Below are 5,156 nucleotides of genomic sequence, written 5' to 3' on the forward strand. Positions count from 1 at the left end.
CGTAGCCCGGCACGAAGATCGGCCGCCCCTGATCGTCCTTCACCTTGCGAATCAGCTTGAGCATGTCGTCGTGGAACATCCACTTCGCCAGCGCGCGATAGGCAGGGTCGACGCTGTGCTCCAGATCCACCAGGTCGTCATAGGTGATGATCGGGAGGGCCGACACGGAACCGATCTTGCCGACCGAGGCCGCGGTGAAAGCACCCATTGGCTGACCGGTGCCGCTGCCGACGGTGTAGTTGCGATTGGTGATGCGGCCCAGCCGGGTCTGCAGCCGCTTCTCGATGAAGCCGGCGATATCGGCGGTGCTGTCCTGCAGCAGCTCCCACGGCACGGTCACCACCTTGGAGCTGTACTTGTAGACCTGCAGGCCCTTGGTGCCGAAAGCCACATCCTGGTCGGTCGCGGACTGGTTCTCGGCCACCAGCTCGCCCTCTTCCGAGGTGCCGTCGCTGGTCGGGTACTGCATCGGCTCGCCGCCGGCAGTGCTGAACACGTCGGCCACCTGGCGCATGCCGCCGTAGGCCTTGAGGGATTCCAGGATCTGCTCAGCCAGCGTGGTCGGAACGGTGTAGCCACCCTGTTCCGGGTTCACGGCCGGGTTGCCCGACATGGCGGCGTTGACCTGCTTCCAGTCCTCGGCGTTCAGRGCGCTGTCACCGCCGCGTGCCCAGCGGTCGAACAGCCGCATTTCGTTGGACAGCTCCCGGCCACCACGCGTCGCCGAGGTGGCGTGTTCGCGCACGCCCTGTTCGCGCAGCGCCTCGTCGGCCGTCAGGTAGCAGGTTGCGGGTTTCCTTTGCCAGCGCGGTACGGCGCTCCCGCTCGGCCTGAATGTTGAAGGGCATTGGCTATTTCCTCTGGTCGAAAAAAAACCGCCTTTCGGCGGTCGGAGTATCTGCGGGCGGGAGTCGCTTACGCAGCGGAGCGTTCCAGCAGCGCCAGACGGCGCGACAGGTTGGCTTTGTGGGCCGCGGCGGCAGCGCCGTCGTCGGGTTCGGTCTTGCGGTTGGCCAGCGCGGCCGGCGCGTTGTCGTAGGCGGACAGATCCCAGGTGGCGGAGGCCTTCTTCTTGCCCACGACCTCGACAACCCGGTCAGCGAACCCGTGTTCCTTGGCTTCGTCAGCCGTGAACCAGGTCTCTTCGTCCATCCACTGGACGATCTGCGCCTCATCCTTGCCGGTGCGGCGGGTGTAGTCGCCAGCCAGGCCGGTATCGATCTTCGCCAGCAGCTCGCCGGTCTTGGTCATGTCCGCCTTGTTGCCGACGGCTACGGTCCAAGCGTTGTGGATCATGAAGCCGGCACCCTGGCTGATCTCTACCTCGTCACAGGCCATGCAGATGCCTGTGGCTGCCGAGGCAGCCAGCCCGTCAACGTGGGCGATGACAGTCGCCTTGTGCTGGGCAATGGCGGTCATCATCGAGCGGGCTGCGAATACATCACCGCCGGGTGAATCGATGCGCAGGTGGATCACGTCTGCGTCTATGCCGGCCATGGCTTGGGCGAACATCGTTTCGTCAATGTCGCCCCACCACCCGCCGATAACGCCATGCAGGTAGATCGTGGCTTCCTTGCCTTCCGTGTCGGCCCGGATGGGCTTGGATTGGCTGGCGTTATTCTTGGCCAGCTGCAGCAGCTTAGGAATCGGCATCGTCAGGGTTCCTTTCAGGGTCATCGCCGCTGGGCTTTGCCGGTGGCGCGGGATCTTTCGGTTGGTAGAGCTCGTCGCCACCCTCGATGGGCGGCAGGTTCTTGAGGCGGCGGACCTCGTTGACGACCATCCAGCCTTGCGTTCCGGGGCCGCCCAGCGCCTTGCTGAAGTACTCAGCCTGCGTTTTCGAGTCACCGGCCATGAACATGTCCACGTTGTGCTCAACGAAGTAGCGCGGCGTACGGAACAGCTTGCGATTCAGCTCGTCCTTGATCCGTTTCAGGTGCGGACCCAGCGTGTACTTCACGAAGCCGATGCCCATGCTCTCGATGCCACTGCCCCAGCTGGTGGACTTGGTCGTCTCGCCGATCATGTGAGGCGGAACACCGAATGCACGCGCCACGTCGATGACCTGCCACTGCCGGGACTCCAGCAGCTGCTGGTCGACGGCGGACATGGTCAGTTCCTTGATATCGAGCCCTTCCGTCAGGATCAGAGGTATGCGGCGGTTTCCCTGCGTGCCTCCATACTTCTTGACCCAGGCATCGCGGAAGTCATCCTGCATCGCCTGGTTCATCTTGTTGGTCGCCGTGATGGCCACCTCCGGCTTACCACCTTCGCTGAAGAACTTGCCGGCATGCTCATCCCCTTGGATGGCAATGCCGATGCCGTTCCGGGCCCCCCACTGGATCACCGACATGCCGTGCACGCCGTTGAATCCGAAGCCGGGGAAATGGAGCACGTCGTCCTGGTCAACGGTGAAGTACCCGTCCACGTCGTGGAACGTGTACTGCAGGCGCGTCGGTTCCCGTGGGCTGGCCTTCTCCTGCTTGAGGATCATCACTCTGTCGCGGGGCCAGGGAATCAGCCCGGTCGCCACGCCGGCGCGGTTGCGCGTCACATAGGCAACTCCATCACCGCGCAGCAGCATCTGGCCGACGATGAACTCCCAGCCAGTGGCGCTCGACCAACCGGAGGAAAACTGCTCGTTCAGCATCCACCAATAGTCGTGCTCCGCCCGCTTGCGGTGACCATCCACCCGCTCAAAGATGGGCAGCGGCAGCTGGGCAATCGCACCGGCAAGCAGCGAGACGGCAGCGAACACCGCCGAGACCCGCATCGCGGATTCCGGGCTGACCACCGCTCCAGAGGCGGTCGTCGGGTTCCCGAACACCTCGAACATTGCCGGGCTGGAGGATTGGATCACCTCGCCATCGACCAAGTTGCTGATCGTCGGCTCGATACGGTCGCGGGCATCGGCCCGCCGGTTCTTCTCGAATAGTCCGAACATCAGTCGATCACCACGAAGCCTTGTTGGGTTGTGCCGGTGTCCCGCGCCTGCATGGCGCGGCCCATGGCCATGATTAGCGCCACCGCGCCGTCGATCTTGCTTTCCATCTTCTCCTTGCGCGGATAGACGTGCTCCTTCGCGTCAAGGCGCGCAACCACGTTCCCCATCATCCAGGTCATCGCCGCGTTGCCGTCATGCCACAAGCGACGTGAGAGAATCAGCGCTTCCACTTCCTTCATCGGCTCAGATAGATTGCGCACGGACTGTGCCATCTCGACCACCGGCAGGCTTTCCTGCTCCAGCCTCGTCATGAGGTACGCCGCCTGGGCTGGATCGAATGCGATATCCCGCACGTCGATGCCGCGTGCGGCAAGCTCCTTCAGCTCTTCTTCGATAAAGGCGTAATCGGTCATGTTGCCGGGGGTGGAGACGATCAGCTCGTCCAGCAGGAAATGCTGGTACTTTTCGTTGTCCTCCACGGCCGATTCCGGCACATAGAACCTCGGGATGACGTAATAGCTGTCGTCCTTCTCGAACAGCATCACGACTGCGGCCACGTCCAGCTTGGAAGCCAAGTCAACGCCGATCCAGCAGGGGCACCCGGCGAAGTCGTCAGTCTCAAACGCCCGCTTCTGCCGTTGCCACGCCAGCATGTTCATCCACGCGAGCTTGGCGCCCACCCAGTCGTTCAAGTGCTTGGTGCGGAAAGCGCTCTGCTTGCTCGCTGACCGCTTTGCTTTGGCCAGCTGATCGAGCAGGAACTGCTCGAACACAGACACGCCGTAGTTGGGGTTAGCTTTGCGCAGGCTCGCCGGGTCGTCCCAACGGTCGCCCTCATCAATGCAGTAAATCGCGGCGAACACCGTTTCGTCGGTGACCTCGCCGCGCAGGATGCGTATCGCATCGCCCCGCATTTCGAAGCAAGGGCCGGATAGATTGGTGCCGGCTGTGGTGATGATCGACAGCAGGGGCTGCTCGCGCGCGCCCATGCCCGTTTCCATCGCATCGACCATGTGGTCGTCGTCGTGCTCGTGGTACTCGTCCACGAGCGCAGCATGCGGGCTCGAACCGTCGCCCGGCTTGCCGATCATCGTCTCGAACTTCGACATGTCCTCCATGACGAAGAGCGGGCCGGGGTTCTTCGGGTTGCCAGCCTGCTCAATGCCGAAGCGCGAGCGCAGCGCCGGCAGCTTCTGGACCATCTGCCAGGCCGGCCGAAACACCTCGAAGGCCTGTTTCTCGCTGGTGGCGCCTGAGTAGACCTCGGCACCTGCCTCGCCGTCTGCGCAGAACAAGTACAGGCCACGGGCAGCCAGGCGAAGCGACTTGCCGTTCTTGCGCGGAATCTCCTCGTAGGCACGGCGGAAGCGCCGATGCCCCGTCTTCTTGTGGATCCAGCCGAACAAATTGCACTCAATGAAGCGCTGCCAGGGCTCAAGCACCAGCAGCCGTTTCTGCGCCGCCCACTTTCCCTTGGTGTGCGGCATCTTCTCCATGAAGCGCACCGCACGGTCTGCCTTCTYGGCGTCGTACTTGTAGGGCCAGTCGGCCCCCTTTCGCTTCAGGTCATCGAGGAACCGCTGGCAGGCCAACCGGATGAACTCGTTGGCAATGATCTTTCCCGCCGTCACGCCCTTGGCGTAGGCCTTGGCTGATTCGGTCGGGGTCATGGATCAGAACTCGTCGAATGGGTTGCCCTCCGGGGTCTTCTCGGTCCCCAGCTTCTGGCGGTCCGCCGGGGTCAATCCCAGGCGCGCCAAGCAGCCGATCAGGTGGGAGTACTTGGCCGCGACGAATTCGCCGGGCTTGGCACGGAACTCGGAAAGCAGCGAGGACGCCACTTCCATGATGAAACGGTCGGCACTGGTGAGGACGCCCGGCAGGGCGCACTTCTCCAGCTCCTTCCAGACCACTGAGGCCTCTGCCGACAGATGACCCGGCACCTTGCCCAGCGCCTTCCCCGTCTTTGGCGCCTCGGTCTTGTACCGCTGCGGGTTGCGCTTATCCGCCCCCTTGAGCTTGGCCAGCTCGGCGGGCTGCTTGTGCCTGGCCATCGCCGGTCAGCTCCAAATCTGAAATTCAAATTCTGTGGACGCGCGAAGAAAGGGGGGCGCGCGTATCGTCGCGAGAGGGCGCCAAACTTTGACCCTCCCCCCCGTTCAAATGTTAATATTTCGTTAATTGCGATGATGATGCGTGTTCCACGCTCGTG

Annotated in this window: 5 protein-coding genes; all 5 read right to left on the bottom strand. The window is 63.1% G+C overall.

The genetic code is table 11. The annotated features are described in order from the left end of the window. Positions 1-745, bottom strand: a 745-nt coding sequence (locus AC1VAN_RS12665; RefSeq protein WP_480985912.1) for a phage major capsid protein, incomplete at its 3' end; no start/stop codon positions are given. Positions 746-915: 170 nt separating this feature from the next. Beyond that, positions 916-1,734: a head maturation protease, ClpP-related gene (locus AC1VAN_RS12670; RefSeq protein ID WP_478017510.1), complete on the bottom strand. Its 819-nt coding sequence runs from the start codon at positions 1,732-1,734 to the stop codon at positions 916-918. After that, entirely contained in the window at positions 1,640-2,944 is a 1,305-nt protein-coding gene (locus tag AC1VAN_RS12675; protein WP_442251156.1) for a phage portal protein, read from the bottom strand. The genes AC1VAN_RS12670 and AC1VAN_RS12675 overlap by 95 nt, the downstream gene beginning before the upstream one ends. Beyond that, positions 2,944-4,614: a terminase large subunit gene (locus AC1VAN_RS12680; protein ID WP_480985913.1), complete on the bottom strand. Its 1,671-nt coding sequence runs from the start codon at positions 4,612-4,614 to the stop codon at positions 2,944-2,946. Before AC1VAN_RS12680 ends, AC1VAN_RS12675 begins: the two co-directional genes overlap by 1 nt. Before the next feature lie 3 nt (positions 4,615-4,617). Continuing rightward, positions 4,618-4,998, bottom strand: coding sequence for a hypothetical protein (locus AC1VAN_RS12685; protein WP_442251154.1), 381 nt, complete (start codon positions 4,996-4,998; stop codon positions 4,618-4,620). Positions 4,999-5,156: the final 158 nt, after the last annotated feature.

Source organism: Stenotrophomonas sp. 05L44_2 (assembly GCF_056665995.1).